Here is a 23781-nt window from a genome sequence, read left to right on the forward strand (position 1 = left end):
CCCTCAGGTAACTTCCTCGCGTTCCCGGCGCCGGAACTCGGCCAGCGTGTGCGCCAAACTCGTTTCGCCGCAATCTTCCGGATTGTGTGTATGTTTGATATAAAATTTAAGCTTGCCGGCCGTCTTCACGGGGTCTTCGCCGATGTACGACTTCAGCATGTCAAGATCGTGCGAAACCATAAGCAGCGTCATGTGGTGATGCTGGTGCATGTGGCGGATGAGCTTAAAAAAGTTTGCCTGCGTCTCGGCGTCGATACCGACGGTAGGCTCGTCAAGGATGAGCAAGTCCGGATTGCCGACCAGCGCCCGCGCCAAAAACGTGCGCTGCTGCTGCCCGCCGGACAGTTGCCCGACTTTGCGCGCGGCCAAATCTTCGATGCCCATCACTTCCATCGCTTCCGCGCATTTGCGCCGATCGTCAGGAGTCACGCGGCGAAACATTTTTTTGCGCCCGTATAACCCGGACAACACGACCTCTCCGACGGTGGCCGGAAATAGCGGGTTGAATGCATTTTTTTGCGGCACATAACCGATGCGCTCCCAGTCGCGAAACTTGTCCAGCGGCTCGTCAAAAAGCTTGACAACTCCGCTTGTCGGTTTCAGCAGACCGACGATAAGCCGAAGCAGCGTCGTTTTGCCGGCTCCGTTCGCGCCGACCAACCCAACAAAGTCGCGCTCCAAAATATGCAGGTCGATGCCGCCTATGACCGGCTTCCGGTCGAAAGCAAACGTCACGTTGTCCAGCGTCACGACGTGCCGATGGCAATCTGTTTGCGAATTTTTCCGTACCGCCATCCGAACATCCCCCCGCTTCCTTGCGCCGCGGTTGCCGCCAGTTGCGGCGCGGCAAGCCCGTTCCCGAATCTCTTCTTATTGTAAAGCTTTGCGCAAATTTTGCAAATTGTTCTCCATGACGCTGAAGTAGTCTTCGCCGTTCTTTTGCTGCTCGTCGGTTAACCCTTCCAACGGATTCAATACGGCCGTCCCTACCTTGGCGTCTTTGGCCAGCGTTTTGGCCAGTTTATCGGAAACCAATTCCTCGAAAAAGATCGTCGTTACCCCATTATCTTTCACGAACGCGTTGATCCGCTTCAAATCTTGCGCCGTCGGCTCGGCGTCGGGAGATACCCCCATGATCGCTTTCTGTGTCAGCCCGTATTCCCGGCACAGATACTCGAACGCCCGATGCGAGACAACGATCTCTTTTTTGCTCGTCTGGGCAAGCTCTTTCTTGAACTTGGCGTCAAGCTCGTCGAAGCGTTGCGCCAGTTGGGCGAAGTTCGCTTCATAGTCCGCCTCGTTGGCGGGATCGGCGGCGACGAAGGCATTTTTAATCGTTTCCGCCATTTTTTTGGCGTTTGGCGGACTGAGCCAGGCATGCGGGTCGTAACCTTCGGCATGGTTGTGGCCGTGGTCTGCTTCCTTGCCGAGCCCCTCCTCCTCGTCATCCGAGGAAGGGATCAGCGCCAGCCCCTGGCTTGCTTCGACAATACGGACGGAAGCATCCTTCGGCATGCTCTGAAGCAAATCCGGCACCCACGCCTCGAAGCCGGCTCCTTGATAGACGAAAAGCTGCGACTTGTTAATCAGGCTGACATCGCGGCTCTTGGGCGACCAATCGTGCGGCTCGACGCCGGCCGGGACAAGATTCACCACGTGCGCATGATCGCCGCCAATCTGAACGGCAAAGTAGTAGAGCGGATAAAAGCTGGTGACAACATTCGTTTTGCCGTCGACAGGCTTGGCGCTGCCGGCCGTGCAAGCGGAAAGCAGCGAAACCAGCGATATGGCTGCGGCCAAAGCAATACCGGTAAACCATCGTTTCATGAATGAATCCTTTCTCACGACACAGGTTAATCGTAATCTTTATTATTTTCAAGCCTGATTATAGCGCCTGCTTTTTACCGCTGTCAACGAATTTCATGTAATAATTACGATTACTGCAAGGATAGTTGCCTCTAGCGCCGGGCCTGCTGCTGCGCTGATTTGCTTCGATCTATAACTATGACAATCTTCGCTCCTTCCCATTGTTCACTTCCTCCCCCGCTGTTAGACATTCTTATGCGCAGAGAGGCATGTCTATTTCCGTGCTTGCCCGAATAAGTTGAACCATGCCGGTTGAAGCTTGCTTATGGAGGGAGGGTGCCGCGATGCCTGCAAACAACAAAATCGCGATCCATGCGACGATCCGGGCGGTTTTGCTTTACGGATGGGCCTTCGCCGTCGTTTATTTGGCGCGCAGCGGCCATATCGTCGATTATGTCGCATCGGGGATGGTGGTTGCCGTCAAGTTGGCCGCCGTCTTGCTGGCGACGATCGGCGCCTATCAGCTTTATACGGCCTATCGCGTTGTACGCAAACGGGCGCTTCCAGTCGAGTGCGATTGCGAGCATTCGCCGGCGTCCGGTTCCTTGCTTACACATACTTTCGTTTACGCCTTGCTGGCGTTCCCGTTTTTCTTGGGCATCTTCATCCCGGACCCCCGCCCCGGCAGCGCCGGCTTCCATACGCATGGCAGGGCAACGCAAACTGCCGCATTCGGCGATACAGTTTCCCGGCAAGCAGAACAGTTGGCTGACAGGCTGGCGCAACAGACCGTCATTCAGATGGGTAACGAACATTTCGCAGAAACATTGCAAGCCATCGATCGGTTTCCGGGCCGGTTCGTGGGCAAATCGATTGAAGCAAGCGGATATGTCCGTCGGGCCCCTGGCACGAAGACCGATCAAATCTTTCTTGCCGCCACGTCCGGCAGCCCTGCGCCGACCGGCATGTTGGTTGAACTGCCACAGGGTACGGCGGTCAAAAACGGCATACGGGTACTTGTAACCGGGCGACTGGCACAGAAGGATAATGGGGGCAAACAGGTGATGTTCATTAGAGCTTCAGCGGTCAAGGAAACGCTTGATCGGTAGCCGTCTTGCATGCAGGAGCAGGATCATGCAGACTGCGTCTGGCATAACCCATTATTTTGCCATCGCTTTGATTACTTCCTCCAGCGGAACCTCTATCGTTTCCGCAACCTGTTCGGGTGTAAACCCTTTGGCCACCATTTTGCGGATAATCGCTTGTTTGGCTTTTTCTTCTCCTTGCTCCAAGCCTTTTTCCAAACCTTTTTCCAATCCTTTTTCCAAGCCTTCTTCGATCCCTTTTTCGATGCCTTCCTCATAACCCCAACGTTTCCATGCGGGCATCAATTCCATTTCGGCCACCCCTTCCTCGGGATATTGCTCGTGCAATTCGCGCAACAGCGCTTCGTCCGTCTCTTGCTTCGGATCAAAATACAAATCGGCTACCGACATAACCAACGCCACCCGGGCGCCGTCCAGTTTTTTGCGGAGCCGCAATATCATACGCAGATAAGCGAATCGCACATCGCGCGCTTCAGCTTTATTATAAGCCATTTTGGCAAGCAGCGCAGCAGCGACCGGATTATCCGATTCAATAAACCGCCGCCAATGATGACGTTTCAGCTCCACTTTAAGAAAGCGGTAACGCAAAATATCGTGACCGGGTATCGACATGCTGAACGAATCCGGCTCTTCGCGCGCCTCGTCCGACGTAAAAATCGCAATCGGGATGATTAGTTTATGATCCTTCCGGTATCGCTCGAACAACCGGCAAAATAGGCCATAATAAATGGCCTATTCCCGCTTTTTCCTTCGCTACCTCAAAAATAACCAGTGAAAATACTGGCTATTTTGACCAGACACCCTCAAAACGGGCAGTTGCACACGAATAACCAGTGAAATCGCTGGCTATTTCGTGACGACTGCCCATTTTGGGCGAAATAGCCAAGAAAATAGGGCTTATTTTGAAAAGCGAGGCCAGCCGCCGCCCAAACGCCAAACAAACCCACTCCGGCTGCGCCGAAGGGGCATCGCGCAAACACAAAAGCCGGCCCCGCAAGGCCGGCTCCCAAACCACTTACTTCACAATCGCGCCGTTCGGCATGTCGTCCGGCACGGTGGCCAGCGTCAGCTTGTCGCCTTCCGACGCGGCGAGAATCATGCCTTGCGACATTTCGCCGCGCAGCTTGACCGGCTTCAAGTTCGTCACGCAAATGACTTTGCGGCCGACGAGCTGCTCCGGCGTATAAAACTTGGCGATGCCGGAGACGACTTGCCGCCGCTCGAAGCCGAGATCAAGCTGCAGCTTCAGCAGCTTGTCGGCCTTCGGCACCGGCTCCGCGGCGAGCACCTGCGCCACGCGCAGCTCGACTTTGGCGAAGTCGTCGATGCCGATCTCCTCGGCGCGTTCGCCCGGCGCCACTACCGCCGCTGCCGCCTGCGGCTCGCCGCTCGCGCCTCCCGCCGGCGATTCCACCGCCGCGGCGTGCGCACCGCCGGTGATGGCCTGCGCGATCGCGGCGATTTCCTGCTCCGCGTCAAGCCGCGGGAAAATCGGCTCGCCTTTGGCAACGCGCGTGCCCGCCGGCAGCGCGCCGAAGCGGCGGATGCTGTCCCACGCGGTCAGATCGCCCGGCGCAACGCCAAGCTGCTGCCAGATGCGCTCCGGCGCCCGCGTCAGGAACGGCTGCAACATAATCGAAGCGATCCGCAGCGATTCGGCCAAATGGTACATCACGGAACCAAGCTCGCCGCGGCGGCTGTCGTCTTTAGCCAGTGCCCATGGCTGCGTTTCGTCGATATATTTGTTCGTGCGGCTGACCAGCGTCCAGATCGCGGTCAGCGCGACGGAAAACTCCATCTTCTCCATCGCCTCTTCCGCTTTCTCCACCGCCGACTGCGCCGTTTCGCGCAAGGAAGCGTCGTAAGCGGTAGCGTCCGGAATATAAGCCGGCACGTCGCCGCCAAAATATTTGTCGATCATCGCCACCGTGCGGTTGAGCAGGTTGCCGAGGTCGTTGGCGAGGTCGAAGTTGATCCGCTCGACGAACCCTTCCGGCGTAAACGTGCCGTCCGAGCCGAACGGCACGTCGCGAAGCAGGAAGTAGCGCAACGAATCGAGGCCGTAGCGGTCGATCAGCACCACCGGATCGATGACGTTGCCTTTGGACTTGGACATTTTGCCTTCCTTCGTCAGGAACCAGCCGTGACCGAACACCTTCTTCGGCAGCGGCTCGCCAAGCGCCATCAGCATGATCGGCCAGTAGATCGTATGGAAACGAACGATTTCCTTGCCGACCAGATGCACGTCAGCCGGCCAGAACGTCCTGTACTTGCTGTCGTCCGCCGACTTGAAGCCGAGCGCCGTCGCGTAGTTGGACAAGGCGTCGATCCAGACATAAATGACGTGCTTCGGATTGCCCGGCACCTTGATGCCCCAGTCGAACGTGCTGCGCGACACCGCCAAATCGGCCAGCCCCGGCTTGATGAAATTGTTGATCATCTCGTTGCGGCGCGATTCCGGCTGGATGAAATCCGGGTTGTCCTCGTAATACTGCAACAACCGGTCGGCATACTTGCTCATCCGGAAAAAATAATTCTCTTCCTTCACCAACTCCACCGGGCGGCCGCAGTCGGGACAATTGCCGTTCACGAGCTCACGGTCCTGGAAAAACGATTCGCACGGCGTACAGTACCAGCCTTCGTACAAGCCGAGGTAAATGTCGTCCTGGTCGAGCAGCTGCTGGAAAATGCGCTGCACCGACGTTTTGTGCCGCTCTTCGGTCGTGCGGATGAAATCGTCGTACGAAATGTCAAGCTTGCGCCACAGATCCTGAATGCCGACGACGATGCCGTCGACAAATTGCTGCGGGCTGACGCCCTTCTCCTGCGCCTTGCGCTCGATCTTCTGGCCGTGCTCGTCCGTCCCGGTCAGGAACATGACGTCATAGCCGCGCAGCCGCTTGTACCGGGCCATCGCGTCCGCCGCCACAGTACAGTAGGCATGGCCGATATGCAGCTTGTCGCTCGGGTAATAGATCGGCGTCGTGATGTAAAAGGTTTTGTTCGGTTCGGTCATGTTCATCATCTCCTTGTCAAGGGTCTATCGCCCGGCAAATGCCGGCCAAATGCAAAAAAAGCCCTCATCCCCACGGGGACGAAAGCTTGCGCTCACGCGGTACCACCCACATTTCCTCCTTCCCTCGCGGGAGAGGAGCTTGCGCAGTCAGAGTCGACTGCAGCCGTTAACGCCGGCGTACGTTGCCCCCTTGCGCGCCGCGGCAGCGCAGCGTCGTTCGAAGGCAAACTCTCGGAGGACCATCTTCCGCCGGCTCCCATACCGGGTCGCACCGAACCCCGGCTCTCTGCAATGGTTGACTCGCGCGTACTTATCCCGTCATCGAGCGTGCTATTCATTGATTTACTTACTAGCACTATAGCGAAGCGACCCCGGCCCTGTCAAGTTATGCCTGTGCCCGAATCGTCGCCGCTTCGTTTGCGCGGATTCGGCGGCACCGGATCGACCCCTCCGGGGTGGAACGGATGGCATTTGCAGATGCGCACGACCGCCAGCTTCATGCCGATCAAAGCGCCGTGTTCGTCGATCGCCTGCAGCGCATATTCCGAGCACGTCGGATAGAAGCGGCACGTCGGCGGCTTCAGCGGCGATATGAAGGTGCGGTAAAATCGGACAGGCGCCTTGACGATCGCGCGGGCCAGCTTCGTTCCGCCAGACATGCCGCATCGCTCCGTTTCTTCCCGTATGCCTTCACATTAACGGTTCCGCCGCCGGCGGTCAAGTCGCCGCCAATGACCGACCGGCGGCAGCCCGTATATTCCGCCATCGGCCCACCCATACTGGGAATAAAAACTTTTTCGACCGAGGCAAGGAGGGCACCCACCATGTTCGACTCCAAACGCAAACGAGATCTGATTCGCGCGCTGCGCGGCGACGTGCCGCGTATTTCCTACTATCGTATGGCCCGCAGCGAACCGTTCGACGAATTGTGCCGCTTCTACGAATACGGCGTCGGCATTCGCGACGAAGCGAGCTTCATGGCGCTGGCGGAGCAGCTCGAACGCACGTACGAGCCGCAGCTGTAAGCGGCGCCTACCATTCCGACAACGAGCCGTCCTCGTTGCGCCAGATCGGATTGCGCCACTGATGGCCGACCTTGGCCATCTCGCGCACCTTGTCCTCGTTGATGTCGATGCCGAGTCCCGGCTTGTCGCTCCGCAGCACGTACCCGTCTTCATACCGGAACACGGCGGGGTCGGCCAAATAGTCGAGCAAGTCGGAGCCTTGATTGTAGTGGATGCCGAGGCTTTGTTCCTGGATAAAAGCGTTCGGCGTGCAAAAGTCGAGCTGCAGCGAAGCTGCCAGCGTAATCGGTCCGAGCGGGCAATGCGGTGCAACGGCAACATCGTACGCTTCGGCCATCGCGGCGATTTTGCGCACTTCCCAAATGCCTCCCGCATGGCTCAGGTCGGGCTGGATGATGTCGACCGCCCCCTGCGCCAGCAAACCTTTAAAATCCCAACGCGTAAACATCCGTTCGCCGGTGGCGATCAGCGAGGACGTGTGGCGCGCCAGCTCCGGCAGAACGTCGTTGTTTTCGGCGAGCACCGGCTCTTCGATAAACAGCGGCTTGTACGGCTCAAGCTCCTTCATCAGCAGCTTGGCCATGCCTTTGCGCACGCGGCCGTGGAAATCGACGCCGATGCCAACGCCGTTCCCGACCGCCGCACGCACGCTGGCCAGCCGCTCTGCGGCTTCTTCCACTTTCGTAAACGAGTCGACCCATTCCATTTCGGATGTGCCGTTCATTTTGACTGCCTTATAGCCTTCGGCGACGCGCTGCCTGGCCGCTTCCGCCACTTCCGCCGGCCGATCCCCGCCGATCCAGGCGTAGACGCGCATCTTCTCGCGCACCGGACCGCCGAGCAAATCGTAAACCGGTACACCTAGCGTTTTGCCCTTGATATCCCAGAGCGCGTGCTCGATGCCCGAGATGGCGCTGGTCAGAATCGGACCGCCGCGGTAAAAGCCGCCGCGATAAAGCACCTGCCAAATATCTTCGATGCGGCGGGCGTCCTTGCCGATCAAATATTCGCTCATTTCCGTCACGGCGGCGGCTACCGTATCGGCTTTGCCTTCGACGATCGGCTCGCCCCAGCCGACAACGCCTTCCTCCGTCGTCATCTTCAGAAACAGCCACCGCGGCGGCACTTTGAACAGCTCCATCGAACGAATCTTCATTAAGGTCGCTCCTTCGTTTCGTCATTGTCCAGCTCGTTGCGCATATCCTCAAGATGCAGCCGCATCAGCGTCCGCGCGCGCTCTTCGTCGCGCCCCGCGATCGCCTGGGCGATCAGCATATGGTACGAGGAAGCCTTCTCATTCATGCCGGGCCACTTCATCGTCGTCCGGCGGCTGTCCAGCAGCAGGTCGTTCACGTGCGCCATCATGCCCGCCAACACTTCGTTTGCCGCTGCGGCGGCGATTCGCTCGTGGAAGCGGATATCTTCGGCCAGAAAATCGCGGCCCGCCGCCGCCTTCCGCCGCATCGCTTCGGCGTCGCGCACAATCGCCTCGCGCGCTTCCGCCGTCGCATGGCGGGCGGCCAACGCGGCGAGCTCGGGCTCGACGATCAGCCGCGCGTCCGTCAACTGGCGGATCGACGCGCGCTCGAGCACGTCGACAAGCTGCGGCGGCGATGCCGACAGCTCGCTGCTGACGAACGTGCCGCGGCCCTGCTCGATGCGCACGATCTTCTGCTTGCCGAGAATGCGCACCGCCTCGCGCACCGTCGATACGCCGACGCCGAACAGCGCCGACAGCTGCTCGATCGTCGGCAGCCGGCTGCCCGGCTCCCATTCGCCGCTTGCGATCCGCCGCTTCATTTCGTCGTACACCTTTTCGTAGGCTAATTTGCCGGCCATGCATCAACCTCCGATTATTCCTATGATGATAACTAAAAATAGTATAATTCATCAGATGAATTTTGGGAAGACGAGATTTTCCGGAAACAAGCGTCGCCGGATGGCCGTATTTGCGGCCCCGAACTGCCGCCAAGCTCCGCAGCAGTCCGAGGCTGATCCAATCATATTCGCCTTACCGCCGGCGGCCCCGCGATCATCTCCACCTGCAGCTCGGGAAACGATTCGCGCAACATCCCGACGACCGTCGACATGCCGGCTTCTTCGCTCTTCTGATGGCCGGTCACGATCAGCGCCTTGACCAGCCCCATATCGGCAGCGTCTCTGACGTATTCGTTCGTCTCCCATTCGTTCGTTTCGCCGACGACCAGCAGATCGATTTCTTCCTTTGCCAGAAGCTGCATATGGGAGCGGAAGCCGGCAGCGCCGGGCTTGATGGCGAACCGTTTCACCGGCATGTCCGGGTCGCCGGCAACAAGCATGCTGTCGATGCCAAGCTTGCGTTTCAACTGCTCGGCGATCGTGCGCGAGGTGTGCCCCTCATCCGCGGGAGGCGTCAGCACGTGCAGCCGTTCCGGGTCCGCGTACGCTTCCCATTCCAGTGCTTGCAGCATGCCGCTCAGAATGCCGTCCGGCTTGTACAGATGGATGTAGTCGTGAAGCCGGAAAATCGCCACACCCGATTGTTCGATCAGCGCCCGTTTCCGTTCGAACACGGGGTCGCCGGCCAGCAGGTCCGTTTCGTCGAGGTGGTTGTAGTACGTCGGCTCGTGCGTAATCAGCAGGTCAACTCCAGTTTCCGCCGCTTGCCGGATGACCGCATACGTTGCCGTAAACACGACGGCGACTTTGCGAACCGCGGCATCGGGACTGCCGCTTTTGAGCGTGTCCACCGTCTGCTCCCGCTTGCCCGCCGGTTCGATCAGCCGGTCCACAATCATTTGCACCGTAATGGTCATAAGCTCAGGCTCCTTATCGATAATGAGTCCCTTACCGCCGATACGCCGAAGGCGGTACACCTTCTTTCGCCTTAAACGCGCGGCTGAAAGCATGGATATTCGGAAAGCCGACCATATCGGCAATTTCCGTCATGGAGTACGTGGTGAAACGAATCAGTTCCTTCGCCCTTTCGAGCCGGACGAGCTGGTGGTAATGGATCGGGCTCATGCCGAAGGCGCTTTTGAACAGGCGGGTCAAATAATATTTGCTCCAGTTGAATGTCGCGGACAAGTCGTCGAGCGATACCTCGCGTCCGGTCTGATGGTTCAAATAAGCCTGCACGCGCAGCAGCTCCGTAATCCGGCCGCCGACATGCGGCGTTTTGGCCCAGTGATGCTCGCGCATGATGTGGATCAACAGCTTGACGAGCATGCCTTTCAGGTTCAACTCGTAAAAGGGCATCTTCAACCGGAACTCGGCGATCAGGTCGTGCAGCAGCTTCTCGAACACAAGCGGATTGCGCAGACGCAGCCGTTCCGGCAAGTCGACGCCGGCCGCCGCGAGCGCGTCCGCACGAAACCAGCCCCGCTCCCTATCGCCCATCGCCGCTTCCGTCACGAACGAAATGCCGACCTCCGCGCTGTCCGGCAGCTGGTTCAGATCGAAATGCACGTGCGGCTGGCGCACCGTTTGTTCGCCGACGAGCGCAATCGTATGCCGCACCCGCGGCCGAAAGACGAAGATGTCGCCCGGTTCGCCTTCGTACTCGCGGTCCTCGACGATTACGCGCAAACGGCCTTGCTGCAAATACAAAATTTCGTAGTCCCACAACTGCCGCTCCCGGATCAGCCACGGATAGGCCACATAGCTGTCGAGCGCCAGCCGCACGTACGGCGAAACCGTTTCCAAACCCATCCGCGTCGTCCTCCCCGTCAACGCCCATTATAGCAACAATTGATAAATTATCCTAGGCGCTTGCTAAATACGAAGCCGCGCCGCGATTTCTATAATGGGGAGGAAACTTATATCGCCAGAGAGGGTGTTTAACCGATGCAAGGACCGCTGGGATCGATTTACCGGCTGCAAAACGGCGTCCGCACGAAACGCCAATCGAGCTACGACCGTACGGGAGGAAACAAGGACTGCGTTCCCGTTCCCGCCGGTTCGACCGTCGACATCGCCGTCATTCCGGGAGCCGGCATCGTCCGGCACATCTGGATGACGCTGAACGCGCCGGATAAATTCATTCGCCGGAACGCGGTAATTCGTATGTACTGGGACGGGGAGACGGAACCGAGCGTCGAATCGCCGCTCGGCGACTTTTTTGGCCAGGGCTGGGGCGAGGAGTACATCTTTCAATCGCTGCCTCTTGCCGCCGCGCCTGCCGGCGGCCGGGCGCTCAACAGCTACTTCCCGATGCCGTTCGGCGACGGAGCGCGGATTACGATCACGAACGAGTCGGACCAGGACATTGTGTCGCTGTATTATTACGTCGATTACGAGGAGCATGACTCGATGCCGGACGACGCCGGACGATTCCACGCCTGGTGGAATCGCGAGGTGACGGGGGTGCAGCCGGCCGAAGGCGAAACGGAGTGGAGCATTATCGCCCCGCAGTCGCCGAACAAGACGGACGCGCACAATTATATGTTCGCCGATATCGCCGGCAAAGGCCATTTTGTCGGCATCAACTACTATGTCGACAGCCCGGGGCCGATGTGGTATGGCGAAGGCGACGACATGTGGATGATCGACGGCGAATGCTGGCCGGGTTCGCTGCACGGCACCGGCACGGAAGATTTTTTCAACAGCTCGTGGTGCCCGAACGAATTGTACGCCCACCCGTACTTCGGCTACGCGCGCATCCCGGACAAGCTCGGCTGGATGGGCCGCACGCATTGCTACCGGTTCTTCCTCGAAGATCCGGTCTACTTCGAAAAGTCGCTGCGCGCGAGCATCGAGCACGGCCACGACAACGCGCTGACGCTTGATCTGTGCACCGTGTCGTACTGGTACCAGACCGAGCCGCACAAAACGTTCGTCACGCTGCCGCCCGCCGCCAGCCGCGTCAACATGCCGGTCATCGGACCGGTCGACGTGCACCGCTGGCGCCATGCCTGGCGCGGCGCGATGGGCAATTCGCCCACACTGTGGGGCAACGAAAAATAAGCTTGCGCAGCCCTCCTGACGAAACGGTAACGCTCGCGTAAAAGGCCTCTTGTGCGCAAGAGGCCCGTTTTACGGTTGCCGAAAGGGAAGAAAAGGGTCCGATAACCGCGAATTGCGAAATAGGCCATGTTTTATTGCCTATTCCGCAAAAAACGGGCAGTCGCCACAAAATAGCCAGTGTTTTCGCTGGCTATTCGAGTCGATCAGCCTGGATTGCGTCAGTTTGGCCCAAATAACCAGTGTTTTCGCTGGCTATTTCCGACAAGACACTCCAAATCGGGCAAATAAGCCATTTTTCATTGGTTATTTTCGGCACCCGGCTGCCATGATGCGGCCGACGCCCCGGATTGCCGCGTGTCGAGCGCTTCCGTCAGCACCCGTCCGCGCGAGCCGGACGGCACCGGCGCGCCGAGCAGATGAGCGATCGTGGGCGCCACCGAAACGATGCTGTTCGGCTCGCCGACCCGCACGCCGCTGCGCACGCCATGGCCGTACATCACGAACGGCACGAACCGCTCCCCGACATCGAGATGGCCGTGGCCGCCGATGCCGTTGCCCTGACCGTGGTCCGCCATCACAATATAGGTCGTCTCCTCCGCTAGCCCCTCCTCCTCCATCCACTCGCAGAAGCCGCGGATCAATTCGTCCGACTGGCTAATTTGCGCCGCGTATTCGGGATACAGGACCCCCCGGCTGTGGCCGGTCTGATCGACCGCAATCAGCTGCACGACCATCAGGTCCGGCCGTTCCCGCTTCATGATCCGTTTCGCTTCTTCGATGATTTTGATGTCGACGACGCTGTTTTTTTCGACGGCCGTGAAGCTGGCGACGTCGTCGCCGAACGCGTCGATCAGGTGCGCGCAGCCGAACAGAATGCCTTTGCGCCCTTGCTTGCGCAGCGAGTCGAAGATGCTTTCGACCCGCACGCCAAGCTTCCATACCATATTCGAACGAATGCCATGCTCGCGCGGGTTCGCCCCGGTGAACATGGAGGAGAAACAAACGACCGTACGCGCCGGGTACACGGTTTCCATGCGGTCATAGTAGACGCCTTCGCGCATGAGCCGATGCAGGAACGGCGCATCCGCCTGCTCGAACCGCTCCTTGCGGCAGCCGTCGATAACGAGCACAACGACGCGCCGGGCCGGCGCCGCAAGCGGCGGCTGCTCCGGTGTCGGCGTTTGCGATTCGACCGGCTTCCAGGTGAACAGCAAGCGATGAGCCGCCCAGCTGTACACGAATAGCGCCGCAGCAAACGCACAGTAGCCAAGCCACGGACCAGTCGCGCCAAAAAAACTGCCCCACCCGCTCCAAGCCTCATCGGTCGCGCCCGTCAAGCCATCGTAGCCCCAGGCAAACGCCGCCAGCAACAGCAGCGTTTTCGGCAACTGTTCGCCGGGATTGCCGCTCGTCGAATCCGAATTGATCAGAAACAGCTTCCAGATGCGGGTAAAATTCCACCATGTCGTGCCGATGCGCAAATGGTAATACAGCGTTCCCCAAAAAAAGACAGTAAAAAATAGATACAGCAGCACCGCCCATACGAACAGGCCCACGGGAAAAACGCCCCATAACAGCAGGAATGCCGCCAACGGCGGCAGCAAAAACCAGCGCAAATGCAGCGGATAGTCGTAAACGTAAAAAATGACGCCGAGCGGCAGCAGCAGCGCCGCCGCGCCGCAATAAGCGGCAAAGTCGAGCCCGCCGGCGAGGGCGATGGCGAACACCGCCAGCACGAATACCGGCGTGAACGTTTTCCCTTCGTTCAGCACATTCCAGCAGCGGGCGGCGACAATTTCGAACAACGAAGCGGATTTCATGCCGTTCCTCCACAGCGATCAGTCGGTAAGTATCGTGTTCATTCCGCCATGCTCGGCGATGGCGCGCAGCAGCGCAACATGGATCGGCATGATGAACTGCGAGTCGCCGATCCGGAACTGGCCGCTGCGGTTGTGCACAAGCGCCTCGCTGACGCGGATTCGGTAATGCGGCGAACCGAGCGACAGGTGCGAAATTTCGTTGCCTGCCGCCTTGCGGCTGGCGAACGTGACCGCCTTGAAGCCGGCCGTCTGGAAAGGCACAATGCTGTATATATTCGCCAGCTTCATATAGTAATTGACGTGCGGCTTCTGCAGCACGAGCTCTTTGGTCGATACCGTCAGGCCAAAATCGGACTTCTTGTGCGACAGCTTCAGTTCGCCTTCCAGCGCCGCCAGTTGCATAAACCCACGGTCCATGCGTAACGACCTCCTTCGCCGGTTCCTGATGAAGCCAATGATGCCGGAGCTCAGACGCGGAACAGCCCATAGCCGGCCATCGAAGGCGCCGGAAGCACCGGATCGACCAGCAGCCCCTCGGTTTTGCCGTTCAAGGCTACGTCAACAAGCCAACGGGTAAACGGTGCGACGTTCATGGCTTCCATTTCCTCCAGGCTGAAAAAACCGGCCCGGTCCACTTCCACATTGTCCGGCACCGGTTCGCCGCTTACATACTCCATCGCAAAGGCAATGTACACGTTGTGGATCGCGCGCGGCTGATCGCGCAGCGCGACAACGCCTTTCACGCGTGCGGTGATGCCGCACTCCTCCTGCACTTCGCGCACGATCGTTTTGTCGATCGACTCGAGCTGCTCGATATACCCGCCCGGGTTCGTCCAGTAGCCTTTGCCCGGGTCCTGCGCCCGGCGAACGAGCAGGATACGTCCCTCCTTGGCGATCAGCGCACCGACGCCGATGCTGTAGTTGCCCCAATGGACGAACGCGCAGGCCGGGCAAGCCCGTCTGGCGATATCGTCGATCACTCGCGTTTCCAGCGCATGCCCGCATGACAGGCAAAAATTGATTTCCATAAGTTGTGCAAGTCCACCTTTAGCGACAAATTAAAATCATTACCGCATTGGACCGCTTCTCAGGTCCAATCGGCAATGATTTTCATCACTTGCGCCGAGCCTGCTTCGCTGAATTGCATCGACGAATAAAATCATTACCGCATTGGACCGCTTCACAGGTCCAATCGGCAATGATTTTCACCACTTGCGCCGAGCCTGCTTCGCTGAATTGCATCGACGAATAAAATCATTATACCACGCTTCGCGGCGATGAACGACGATTTCTGTTGACACGTTTGCAAACTGTATATAATAATTATATACAGTATATACGATATGCACAGGCAGGTGAGCGCGCTGAACATTATCGTTTCGGGCCGCAGCGATGCCCCGATTTACGAGCAAATCAAGGAGCAAATCAAACGGGCGATCATGAGCGGAGAACTGGCGGCGGGCACGGCGCTGCCTTCGATCCGCCATCTGGCGGCCGAGCTGCAAATCAGCGTCATCACGACGAAACGCGCTTACGAGGAGCTGGAGAAGGAGTCGCTGATCGAAACGATCGCCGGCAAAGGCAGCTTTGTCTCCGGAAGCAACCGCGAGCTCATTCGCGAAATGCGGCTCAAGGAATGGGAAGCCGGCATTGTCAGGCTGCTGGAAGAAACGCGGGCGCTCGGGATGACGGCGGAGACGCTGATCCGGAGCATTCGCCACTTTGCCGAGGAGGGGAACGAATGAACGTGCTGGAAGTGACGGGCGCGAACAAACAGTACCGCGGTTTTGTGCTGCGGGATATCAGCTTCAGCCTGGAGGCCGGCTACGTGAGCGGGCTGATCGGTCCGAACGGCTCCGGCAAAAGCACGCTGATCAAGGCGATTCTCGGCTTGATCCGCCTGGATGCGGGCAACGTGCGCCTGTTCGGCCAATCGTACGACGGCGATGAGCGGAGCATCAAACGGCGCATCGGCTTCGTCTTTGACGAGCATCCGTTTTACGATCATTTGCGCATCACCGACATGAAGCGGATTTTCGCTTCGTTTTATCCGCAGTGGAACGAGCCGCAATACCGGCTCTATCTCGAACGCTTCGAACTGCCCGAGCGCCGCCGCATCCGCGACTTGTCCAAAGGCATGAAGCTCAAGCTGTCGCTCGCGCTCGCCCTGTCGCACGACGCGGAGTTGATCGTGATGGACGAGCCGACTTCCGGACTCGACCCGATCTTTCGTTACGACTTGCTGCAGATGCTGCGCGATTTGATGAAGGAAGAACGCCGGACCGTGCTGTTCTCGACGCACAACACGAACGATCTCGACCGGATCGCCGACTACGTCACGTTCCTGTATCGCGGGCGGATGCTGTACAGCGGCAGCCTGGACGATTGGCTCGGGCGCCATGCGCTGGTCAAAGGCCCGGCCAAGCTGCTCGACCGCGACGTGCGCCGCCTGTTCGTCGGCTTGCGCGAGACGCCGTACGGGTTCGAAGGTCTCGCCGCCGACCGCGCGGAAGCCGAACGGCTCTTCGCCGGTCTCGCGACGATCGAACGTCCGACGCTAGACGAAGTAATGGTGTATTCCGTGCGCAAAGGAGATTTGCCATGACGACCATCGTCCCGCTCCTGCTGAAAGATATTCGCATCCAGAAAAAAAACCTCGCCATCGGCGTGTTGTTCATGTTCGCCGTCATCTTCCTGTCGGGCGCTTTCGAAAATTTGCCGGCTGCCGTTCCCGCGGTTATTCTCGGCCATTTCCTCATCATGTTCGCCGCCAAAACGGACGAGCGCGGCCGCGGAGCCGTGCTGCTCCATTCGCTGCCGCTGCGAAGGCTCGATGTCGTCGTCGCCAAATACGCCGGTCTCTTCCTGTTCGCGGCGCTTGGCTTCGGCACTGCCCTTCTGTGCCGCGCGCTCTCCTTGCTTCTGCTTCCGGGAGACGATTTGCCGCGTTTCGACGCCTCGTCGATCGGCATCGCGCTGGCGGCGCTGCTCGTATTTTACGCGATCTATTATCCGCTTTATTTCCGCTTCGGCGGCCGCATCGTACAGGTGCTCGATATGCTCGTCATCATCGCCGCCATCGTGGCCGGTTTTCTGCTGCTTAAGCTGAGCTTGTGGCTCGGCGATCCTTTCTTCGGGCTGGCGGACTGGTTGACGCAACAGTCGGGCGCCGTGCAATACGGCTTGCCGGTCGTTATCGTCGCCGTGCTTCTGTTCGTTTCGTTTTTGCTGTCGGCCGCCTTTTACCGACGGCGGGATTTATAACCCGCAAGCATGGTTTTCGGCCTGTCTTCCCGCGCGTTTCCGGTATCGTCAACCGACTCTCTCGTGATATAATGTTCCTCGCATATTGTATATTTACAATTCATTAACATTGGGAGAGAGATCAAGTTGGCAGACAATGAACAACCGGAAGCGAATCCGGAAGAAGAAGAACGAACCGATAACGAACCGGAAGCCGATTCCGAGTCCGAATCGCCAGCGGCGGCCGGCGACGCCGGCGTCGAGGCGCCCGCCCCGGCCGAACCTGCGCCGCGGCGCACCGTGTGGCAAACGATCGGCGCTTACATCGGACAACGATATATGATCGCCGTCACGGCGGCGTGGATTGTGCTGCTGCTGGAATTCGTCGACCGCAGCAGCCTGCCGGAAACGCTGCGCTGGACAGTTCGCCATTTCGGCGAATTCGCCTTCAACAGCGCGATCGTCGCCAGCCTGCTGCTCGTCTTTTCGGCGATCGTCGGCCGCATCCGCCCTGCCTATTGGATTACGGCGCTTGTGCTTTTCATCTTCGCGCTAATCAGCGGGATCAAGCTGAAGATGCTCGGCGTGCCGCTGCTGCCGTGGGACTTCGTGCTGACGAGCGAAGCGGAAGACATGACCGGCTATATCAAAAATATCGCCAACGCCAAGCTGATCGCCGGCGTCATCGTGTTTGGCGGCGTCAGCGCGTTCCTGCTGTACAAAGCGCCGCACATGCCGAACAAGCTGAAATGGAAGGAAAAGTCGATTCTCGCTCTCGTTTCGATCGCGCTGATCGCCGTCATTTATTCGGATAAGCCGATTCCGCTCAAACGCGCGTTCGGCATCGCCGCCATGCCATGGAATCAAGGCGACAACGTGCGCACGAACGGTTTGGCGTTAACCGGGCTGATGAACATGGAATACTTGAACGTCGACAGCAAAGGAAGCGTGGACGAGCAAACGATCGCCGCGATTGTCAATCAGCAAAGCGGAAGCGACACGCCTCCGGCCGGAACTGCGGCGGCGAAGCCGAATATTATCGTCATCTTAAGCGAATCGTTCTGGGATGCGACGCAGATCAAAGGCGTAACGTTCAGCCGCGACCCGCTGCCTTTTTTTCATCAGATTCAGAAGGAATACACAAGCGGCTGGCTGCTGTCGCCGCAATACGGCGGCGGAACGGCCAATGTCGAATTCGAGGTGCTGACCGGCAACTCGATGCGTTTCCTGCCGCAAGGTTCGACCGCTTACAACCAGTACATCGACAAGCAAGTCGATTCGCTCGCCAGCATCGCGGCGCGGCAAGGCTACACGTCGACGGCGATCAGTCCGTTCCATGCCTGGTATTTCAAGAGCAACGACGTATACCGCGACTTCGGCTTCGGCAAATACGTCAGCATCGAGTTTTTTAAACCGGACTATCATGGGCCTTATATCGCCGACCGCGAAGTGGCAAACACGATCATTCGCGAAACGACGCAAACAAGCGGTCCCGACTTCGTTTTCGCCAACACGATGGAAAACCATTTTCATTATTATCCCGGCAAGTTCGACAAAAATACGATCGAAGTGACCGGCAACATGACGCCTGCGTCGGAAGGCATGCTGGAGACGTACGCGGAAGGGCTGATCGGCGCCGACAACATGCTGAAGTCGCTGGTCGAGCATTATACCGCCTCGAAGGAGCCGACGATCATCGTTTTCTTCGGCGACCATCTGCCTTACTTGGGCGACGACTACGCAACGTTCAAAGACACGAAGTGGATCAGCGGCACCGACGACCCGAATTTCCTGGCCAACATGTACCATACGCCGGTCGTCGTCTGGAACAACTATTTGCCCAAACAAAAGGACGATCTGGCGATGAGCCCGTCGTTCCTCGGCCCTTACGTACTGAACATGGCGCAGCTGCAAGGCACCTATTACACGAACTTCCTGAGCGAATTCGCCAAAAAGATTCCGGTGCTGCCGCCGCGCGACTACTATGCCAGCATGAACATCGACGAAGCGGCGACCAAAGCTTACGAACAGCTGCAGAACGATATTTTGTTCGGGCAGCAATTCGGTTACGCCGGGTTCAAAGACAAAATCATCAACCCGAACTACATCCTCGGCCTCGGCACGATGAAGCTGACAAGCGCCGTCGTGCAGCGGACCGCACCCGATCAGCCGGCTGCCACGCTTCTGGTCACCGGGGAGGCGATTCCGCCGCTTGGCATCGTTTATGCAAATGGCAAAGCATTGCCGACCGAGTCGGCGGGTGACGGCAAACTGACGGCCAAGCTGCAGGGCGACGCCGCCAAAGCGGCCAGCCTTGACGTACAAGTAAAAGTGATCGATTCGCGCGAACTGGCCATAGCCGAGTCGAATACGATCCAGGCGACGGTTTCGCCGTAAACGACCCGCTATCGACGCAAAAAAATCCCGTACCGGAGCATGCCTCCGCGTACGGGATTTTTTTGCCGTCTAATGGATGTCCTTCTTCTTGAAGCGTCCGCCCTTCACATCGTGAATGTTGCCGACGGCAAGAAACGCATGCGGATCGAGCTCGTCCACGATCGACTTCAGCTTCGCTTCCTCCAGCCGGTTGATGACGGAGAAGATGACGCGTTTGGTGTCGCCGGTGTATGCGCCTTCACCGTTCAAATACGTGACGCCGCGGCCAAGCCGGCTAAGCAGCGCTTCGCCGATTTCGAGATTGCGCTCGCTGATGATCCAGACGGCTTTCGACTCGTCGAAGCCTTCGATCGTAATATCGATCATTTTGAAAGCGATGTAATAAGCGATCAGCGAAAACATGGCATTGTCCCAGCCGAATACGAAGCCGGCGCTGCCGAGAATGAAAAAGTTGAAAAACATGACCACTTCGCCTACGGAGAAAGGAGTTTTCTTGTTAAACAGGATCGCAACAATTTCCGTGCCGTCGAGCGAACCGCCCGAACGAATGACGAGGCCGACGCCAACGCCGAGGATAATGCCGCCGAATACCGCCGCCAACGTCGGCTGATCGGTTAACGGTGGAACCGGATGAAGCAAGGTCGTGCCGATCGACATGACCGCAACGCCGAACAAAGTAGAAATGGCGAATGTTTTGCCGATTTGCTTGTAGCCGAGGAACAGGAACGGCAAGTTGAACAAAAACAGGAAAAGACCGATGGGCAATCCGCTCAAATGCGAGGTAATGATGGAGATGCCGACGACGCCGCCGTCGATAATGTTGTTCGGGACGAGGAATATTTCCAGCCCGACCGCTACCAGGGAAGCGCCGAGAAAAATGACGATCGCCCGCTGCAGCACCTTTACCGTGGACAATCGATTGTGCTGTGACTTTACCGCATGCGCTGCTTTGACAAGTTGCTTTTGCTGTTCCGCCAACTGCATCACCCTTTCTTTCATAAAACGCCGTACGAAGACGCCTTATTTTTAGTGTAAACGATACAAGCCCCAGGCTCAAGTCGAACCGGCCGATTCCGGCAAATTGGCGGTGTCTTTTTCTTGTCCGCTTACATCGGGCCGGGCCGTTCGGCCGTTTTGCGGTATTGCAGCGGCGAAGCGCCGACAATTTGTTTGAAGACGCGGCCAAAATGGGCGATACTGTCGAACCCGACGCGCTCCGCCACACGAATGACGTTATCGCCCGTTTCGCGCAGCAGCCGCTGCGCCTCCACGATCCGCAAATGATTGACGTATTCGCTGAATGTAAAACCTGTCGTTTGTTTGAACATGCGGCTGACATACGAGGCATTCAAATAAAAATGACCGGCGACACCGGACAAGGTGATCGTTTCGCCGTAATGTTCGCCGATATAACGAACGATCGCCGATATTTTGCCGCCGCCTACGAATTGGCCCGCCGCTTCTCCCGCTCCACGCTCCATGCGACGCGCTTGCTGCAGCAGCAGTCGGACAAGCAGCCCGCGAATCGCCAGTTCGGCGTCGGCCGCGCCGCTTTCGTACTCCGCCAGCATTTCCTGCAGCTGCGCTTCCGTTCTCGCCCGCTCTCCTTCGGGCACTACGGCGGCCCGATTGACGGCGCGGAACGGCTGCCGCAGCCGCTCCGCCGCTTCCGTGCCGAACGACTGCAGCACATCGTCGCTAAATTGAATCAGATAACGGTCGTGTTCGGGCTTGTCCGCATTCATCGTTCGGTGCAGCTCGTAGCGGTCGATGAAGACGAACGTCCCCGCTGCGATGCGGTAGGTGCGGTCTTTAATAAAATAATGGCGCTCGCCGGACAACAAATAATACACTTCGTATACGTCGTGAAAATGGTTGCGCATCATGGAAAAAGCCGTTTTTCGTGCCGCCTGCTCAATGATGAACATCCACATTCACCGTCCTCTCTCCTATTGTACCGGGACAACGTAAAATATTGCAAAGTTTTCGACCCATTCGGCAAAAATAGGCGTAGATGCTTGCATCCTTTTTCGGTTACGATGAAGATATCTTCGATGAAACGAGGCCTAACGATGACACAAATGGGCAATAAACGGAAAAAATACGTGCTGGTCGGCAGCGGCGGCCGGGCGGAAATGTTTTACGGCGCAATCGCCCGCGATTTCCGCGAATCGGCGGAGCTGGCCGCCTTCTGCGACGTCAACCAAACGCGCATGAACTATGCGAACCGGCTGCTGCAGGACAAATTCGGGCATCCGGCGGTCGCCACCTATTCGCACGACCGGTTCGACGACATGATCGCCGCAGAGAAGCCCGACGTCGTCATCGTCACCACGGTCGACCGGACGCACCATACGTACATTATCCGCGCAATGGAGCTTGGCTGCGACGTAATCAGCGAAAAGCCGATGACCGTCGACGAGCGCAAATGCCAGGAAATTGTCGATACGGTGAAGCGCACCGGCCGCAGTCTGCGCGTGACGTTCAACTACCGCTACGCGCCGCACAGCACGAAAATCCGCGAGCTGATCGCGGCCGGAACGATCGGCCAGGTGAATTCCATTCACTTCGAGTGGCTGCTCAACACGCAGCACGGCGCGGATTATTTCCGCCGGTGGCATCGCGACAAACGCAACAGCGGCGGCTTGCTCGTGCACAAGTCGACGCATCACTTTGACCTGGTCAATTTCTGGCTCGGCACGCAGCCGCAAACGGTGTTCGCCATGGGCGGCCTACAATTTTACGGCCGCGAAAACGCGGAAAAACGCGGGGTGACGAAGTTTTATCAGCGCGCGCACGGCAGCGAGGCCGCGGCGAACGATCCGTTTGCGCTGCATCTGAAAGACAACCCGTCTTTGAAGGCGTTGTATCTCGACGCCGAGCATGAGGACGGCTACCAACGCGACCAAAGCGTCTTCGGCGACGGCATCAGCATTGAGGATACGATGGGCGTGATGGTGCGGTACAAAAACGATGCGATTATGACTTATTCGCTCAATGCGTATTTGCCTTGGGAAGGGTTCAACGTGGCGTTCAACGGCACAAAAGGCCGGATCGAAATCAAAGTCGTCGAACAATCGTACGTCAACGCCGGAGGGGACCGCGATCTAGAAGGCGCCGTTGTTGGCAAAAGCATCATCGTGTTCCCGCAGTTCGCCGAACCGTACGTCGTGCCGATCGAAGAAGGCATCGGCGGGCACGGCGGCGGCGACCGCGTCATGCTGCAGGACATTTTCGGCGAGCCGGCCGACGATCCGTTCCATAGGGCAGCGACACACGTCGACGGCGCGATGTCGATTTTGACCGGCATCGCCGGCAACATTTCGCTCAAGACCGGCCAGCCGGTTCAGGTCGATTCGCTCGTTCGGCTCTAAGAACAGAAGGCGCCCTCCCGTTGCGGGGGGCACTTTTTATTTTTACCGATTTGTCCAACCGATTGCCCGATTCCGCTAACGAATGCCGTCCGCGTTCATGCTACCATTGGTATTAAGCGATACAACGACTCCAAACGGAAAGCGGGAATGATGCAAATGACATCGACCAACCTTAACGACTTGCCGGAATTGTCGTCCCCTTATGCGATCACGCCGGAGCAAAGCGCCCAATATGCGCGCGACGGCCATATGATCCTGCGCCAGGTCGCCTCGCCGGAAGAAACGGCGGCTTACCGGACCGTCATCGGCGACGCCGTCAAACGACTGAACAAGGAAACGCGGCCGCTCGGCGAACGCGACACATACGGCAAAGCGTTTCTGCAAATTTCAAACATCTGGGAATTCGACGAAGCGGTGAGCCGGTTTACGCTGGCGCGCCGGTTCGCTCGCATCGCCGCCGAGCTGATGGGCGTGGACGGCGTGCGCATTTATCACGACCAGGCGCTCTACAAGGAGCCGGGCGGCGGCCATACGCCGTGGCACCAGGACCAAATTTACTGGCCGCTCGATACGGCGAACACGATTACGATGTGGATGCCGCTCGTACCGATTTCGGCCGAGGTCGGTTCGATGACGTTCGCTTCCGGTTCGCATCGTCACGGTTACATCAACAAGATGGTCATCTCCGACGAGTCGCACAAGACGCTGGCCCAATACATCGAGGGCAAGGGACTTCCGCTTGTGAACTACGGCGCCATGGCCGCCGGCGACGCCACGTTCCATGCCGGCTGGACGCTGCACAGCGCGCCGGGCAACCCGACCGAATCGACGCGCGAGGTCATGACCGTCATCTATCATGCCGACGGCACCCGCATTTTGCCGCCGGACAGCAATGCGCGAACGAACGACATGAAGCGGTGGTTCCCGGGCATGGCGGCGGGCGACGAAGCCGCGGGCCCGCTCAATCCGCTTGTATATTCGGCCAAGGCATAACGGCTTTCGCATCGTTTCCCGTCAATATGCTACAATAACGTCAGCATATCATGGACG

Annotated in this window: 23 protein-coding genes; 9 read left to right on the forward strand and 14 right to left on the reverse strand. The window is 58.3% G+C overall.

Translation table 11 applies throughout. The features are described from left to right. Positions 1 to 3 precede the first annotated feature (3 nt). Both EXY20_RS08770 and EXY20_RS08775 read right to left on the reverse strand, forming a co-directional pair. Complete coding sequence (locus tag EXY20_RS08770) at positions 4 to 795, reverse strand: metal ABC transporter ATP-binding protein (RefSeq protein ID WP_135549852.1); 792 nt, start codon at positions 793 to 795, stop codon at positions 4 to 6. Between the two features lie 75 nt (positions 796 to 870). After that, positions 871 to 1827, reverse strand: coding sequence for a metal ABC transporter substrate-binding protein (locus EXY20_RS08775; RefSeq protein ID WP_135549854.1), 957 nt, complete (start codon positions 1825 to 1827; stop codon positions 871 to 873). A 323-nt stretch (positions 1828 to 2150) separates the two neighbouring features. Between EXY20_RS08775 and EXY20_RS08780 the strand changes: the two genes are divergently transcribed. Further along, on the forward strand, positions 2151 to 2915 hold the full coding sequence (locus tag EXY20_RS08780; protein ID WP_167859099.1) for a DUF1980 domain-containing protein: 765 nt from the start codon (positions 2151 to 2153) through the stop codon (positions 2913 to 2915). Between the two features lie 51 nt (positions 2916 to 2966). Here the strand turns inward: EXY20_RS08780 and EXY20_RS08785 are convergent, their stop codons facing one another. The 3 genes from EXY20_RS08785 to yidD all read right to left on the reverse strand — a co-directional run bounded on the left by EXY20_RS08785 (position 2967) and on the right by yidD (position 6587). Further along, positions 2967 to 3500, reverse strand: coding sequence for a hypothetical protein (locus EXY20_RS08785; RefSeq protein ID WP_135549859.1), 534 nt, complete (start codon positions 3498 to 3500; stop codon positions 2967 to 2969). Between the two features lie 427 nt (positions 3501 to 3927). Next, the gene (gene metG, locus EXY20_RS08790) at positions 3928 to 5928 is read right to left on the reverse strand and encodes a methionine--tRNA ligase (RefSeq protein ID WP_135549861.1); all 2001 of its coding nucleotides are present in this window, start codon (positions 5926 to 5928) and stop codon (positions 3928 to 3930) included. 380 nt (positions 5929 to 6308) lie between these two features. Further along, positions 6309 to 6587 (reverse strand): membrane protein insertion efficiency factor YidD, encoded by a 279-nt coding sequence (gene yidD, locus EXY20_RS08795; protein ID WP_135549863.1) that lies wholly within the window; start codon positions 6585 to 6587, stop codon positions 6309 to 6311. A gap of 165 nt (positions 6588 to 6752) precedes the next feature. Between yidD and EXY20_RS08800 the strand changes: the two genes are divergently transcribed. After that, the gene (locus EXY20_RS08800) at positions 6753 to 6953 is read left to right on the forward strand and encodes a hypothetical protein (protein WP_135549865.1); all 201 of its coding nucleotides are present in this window, start codon (positions 6753 to 6755) and stop codon (positions 6951 to 6953) included. A 7-nt stretch (positions 6954 to 6960) separates the two neighbouring features. On the opposite strand, the gene dgoD is transcribed toward EXY20_RS08800, so the two are convergent. The 4 genes from dgoD to EXY20_RS08820 form a co-directional block, all read right to left on the reverse strand. Then, complete coding sequence (gene dgoD / locus EXY20_RS08805) at positions 6961 to 8109, reverse strand: galactonate dehydratase (RefSeq protein ID WP_135549867.1); 1149 nt, start codon at positions 8107 to 8109, stop codon at positions 6961 to 6963. After that, on the reverse strand, positions 8109 to 8792 hold the full coding sequence (locus tag EXY20_RS08810) for a FadR/GntR family transcriptional regulator (protein WP_135549869.1): 684 nt from the start codon (positions 8790 to 8792) through the stop codon (positions 8109 to 8111). The genes dgoD and EXY20_RS08810 overlap by 1 nt, the downstream gene beginning before the upstream one ends. A gap of 161 nt (positions 8793 to 8953) precedes the next feature. After that, complete coding sequence (locus tag EXY20_RS08815; RefSeq protein ID WP_167859100.1) at positions 8954 to 9748, reverse strand: Nif3-like dinuclear metal center hexameric protein; 795 nt, start codon at positions 9746 to 9748, stop codon at positions 8954 to 8956. 31 nt (positions 9749 to 9779) lie between these two features. Then, positions 9780 to 10643, reverse strand: coding sequence for a helix-turn-helix transcriptional regulator (locus EXY20_RS08820; RefSeq protein ID WP_135549873.1), 864 nt, complete (start codon positions 10641 to 10643; stop codon positions 9780 to 9782). Positions 10644 to 10778: 135 nt separating this feature from the next. On the opposite strand from EXY20_RS08820, the gene EXY20_RS08825 reads away from it, so the two are divergent. Next, the gene (locus tag EXY20_RS08825; protein WP_135549875.1) at positions 10779 to 11897 is read left to right on the forward strand and encodes a glycoside hydrolase family 172 protein; all 1119 of its coding nucleotides are present in this window, start codon (positions 10779 to 10781) and stop codon (positions 11895 to 11897) included. A 296-nt stretch (positions 11898 to 12193) separates the two neighbouring features. Here EXY20_RS08825 and EXY20_RS08830 read toward each other — a convergent pair whose 3' ends face one another. From EXY20_RS08830 to EXY20_RS08840, 3 genes are read right to left on the reverse strand one after another with little or no spacing between them, the layout of a single operon-like run. Next, the gene (locus EXY20_RS08830; protein ID WP_135549877.1) at positions 12194 to 13717 is read right to left on the reverse strand and encodes an alkaline phosphatase family protein; all 1524 of its coding nucleotides are present in this window, start codon (positions 13715 to 13717) and stop codon (positions 12194 to 12196) included. Positions 13718 to 13735: 18 nt separating this feature from the next. Beyond that, entirely contained in the window at positions 13736 to 14134 is a 399-nt protein-coding gene (locus tag EXY20_RS08835) for a hypothetical protein (protein ID WP_135549879.1), read from the reverse strand. Positions 14135 to 14184: 50 nt separating this feature from the next. After that, positions 14185 to 14745: an NUDIX hydrolase gene (locus tag EXY20_RS08840; protein WP_135549881.1), complete on the reverse strand. Its 561-nt coding sequence runs from the start codon at positions 14743 to 14745 to the stop codon at positions 14185 to 14187. A gap of 336 nt (positions 14746 to 15081) precedes the next feature. On the opposite strand from EXY20_RS08840, the gene EXY20_RS08845 reads away from it, so the two are divergent. The 4 genes from EXY20_RS08845 to EXY20_RS08860 all read left to right on the forward strand — a co-directional run bounded on the left by EXY20_RS08845 (position 15082) and on the right by EXY20_RS08860 (position 19357). Continuing rightward, positions 15082 to 15462, forward strand: a complete 381-nt coding sequence (locus tag EXY20_RS08845; protein ID WP_135550340.1) for a GntR family transcriptional regulator — start codon at positions 15082 to 15084, stop codon at positions 15460 to 15462. Next, positions 15459 to 16322 carry an ABC transporter ATP-binding protein gene (locus EXY20_RS08850; RefSeq protein WP_135549883.1) on the forward strand — a complete coding sequence of 288 codons (864 nt, stop codon included), beginning with the start codon at positions 15459 to 15461 and terminating at the stop codon, positions 16320 to 16322. Before EXY20_RS08845 ends, EXY20_RS08850 begins: the two co-directional genes overlap by 4 nt. Next, a complete protein-coding gene (locus EXY20_RS08855; RefSeq protein ID WP_135549885.1) occupies positions 16319 to 16981 on the forward strand; it encodes an ABC-2 transporter permease in 663 nt (220 codons plus the stop codon). The genes EXY20_RS08850 and EXY20_RS08855 overlap by 4 nt, the downstream gene beginning before the upstream one ends. A gap of 126 nt (positions 16982 to 17107) precedes the next feature. Next, positions 17108 to 19357, forward strand: coding sequence for an LTA synthase family protein (locus EXY20_RS08860; RefSeq protein WP_235885454.1), 2250 nt, complete (start codon positions 17108 to 17110; stop codon positions 19355 to 19357). A gap of 69 nt (positions 19358 to 19426) precedes the next feature. Here the strand turns inward: EXY20_RS08860 and EXY20_RS08865 are convergent, their stop codons facing one another. Both EXY20_RS08865 and EXY20_RS08870 read right to left on the reverse strand, forming a co-directional pair. Continuing rightward, positions 19427 to 20341: a YitT family protein gene (locus EXY20_RS08865; protein ID WP_135549887.1), complete on the reverse strand. Its 915-nt coding sequence runs from the start codon at positions 20339 to 20341 to the stop codon at positions 19427 to 19429. Between the two features lie 122 nt (positions 20342 to 20463). Beyond that, positions 20464 to 21291 carry a helix-turn-helix transcriptional regulator gene (locus EXY20_RS08870; RefSeq protein WP_135549889.1) on the reverse strand — a complete coding sequence of 276 codons (828 nt, stop codon included), beginning with the start codon at positions 21289 to 21291 and terminating at the stop codon, positions 20464 to 20466. Positions 21292 to 21438: 147 nt separating this feature from the next. Between EXY20_RS08870 and EXY20_RS08875 the strand changes: the two genes are divergently transcribed. Continuing rightward, on the forward strand, positions 21439 to 22731 hold the full coding sequence (locus tag EXY20_RS08875; RefSeq protein ID WP_135550345.1) for a Gfo/Idh/MocA family protein: 1293 nt from the start codon (positions 21439 to 21441) through the stop codon (positions 22729 to 22731). Positions 22732 to 22887: 156 nt separating this feature from the next. After that, positions 22888 to 23724 carry a phytanoyl-CoA dioxygenase family protein gene (locus EXY20_RS08880; RefSeq protein WP_135549892.1) on the forward strand — a complete coding sequence of 279 codons (837 nt, stop codon included), beginning with the start codon at positions 22888 to 22890 and terminating at the stop codon, positions 23722 to 23724. The last annotated feature ends 57 nt before the right edge of the window (positions 23725 to 23781 follow it).

This window comes from Paenibacillus cymbidii (assembly GCF_004764705.1).
In the GTDB taxonomy this organism is placed as follows: Bacteria; Bacillota; Bacilli; order Paenibacillales; family NBRC-103111; genus Paenibacillus_AN; species Paenibacillus_AN cymbidii.